Source organism: Pseudomonas quasicaspiana (assembly GCF_021147825.1).
GTDB classification, from domain to species: domain Bacteria; phylum Pseudomonadota; class Gammaproteobacteria; order Pseudomonadales; family Pseudomonadaceae; genus Aquipseudomonas; species Aquipseudomonas quasicaspiana.
Genome location: NZ_JAGTPI010000136.1, coordinates 1 through 646, shown reverse-complemented (window position 1 = coordinate 646; position 646 = coordinate 1). Strand labels below are relative to the sequence as shown.

Sequence of the window (646 nt, the reverse complement as noted above, 5' to 3'; positions counted from 1 at the left end):
CCATGCCCCTTCAGAGCACTTTTCAAGAGATCATCAAACTCAATCCTGTTTCTTTTGAGCGCTTTGTTGAGCTCATTGATCCTCTCTGGATCGAACAAGCGCTGACATTAACGGGGACCGTATCGATTCGTCGCCGACGATTGCCTGCTGACCGCATCGTCTGGCTTGTGGTGGGATTGGCTCTGTTCAAAAATGAGCCGATTTGGCTGATTGTCCAGCAGTTAGGTTTGGCGCTCAATGATGGGAAAGTGCCCGCGCCAAGCGCCTCCGTTCAGGCTCGCCAACGATTGGGTGAAGCACCATTGGCGGCACTTTTTACACAATTGGCTGAGGCGTGGGGGCAAGCCAAACAACCCGCTACGGCAAGCTTTTTTGGGTTACGCAGCTTTGCCGTAGATGGTGTGGTGTGGTCCACGCTTGATACGCCTGAAAATCGTCAGGCTTTTGGTGGTGGGCGTACCCATTCCGGCGACGGTGCTTGGCCACAGGTGCGGGGCGTCTGCTTGATGGATACGCACACTCATTTAATACGGGCTGCCAATTTCGGCGAGTTTTCAACTGGCGAGCTGAGCCACGCTCGTGGGTTGGAAAAAGCAGTGGATGACTATTCGGTTACGATCTTTGATCGTGCGTACTATTCTGCAGC

General features: G+C 53.6%; 1 protein-coding gene. It reads left to right on the top strand.

The features are described 5' to 3' along the window. Positions 1-646, top strand: a 646-nt coding sequence (locus KDX30_RS29450) for an IS4 family transposase (RefSeq protein ID WP_231678251.1), incomplete at both ends; no start/stop codon positions are given.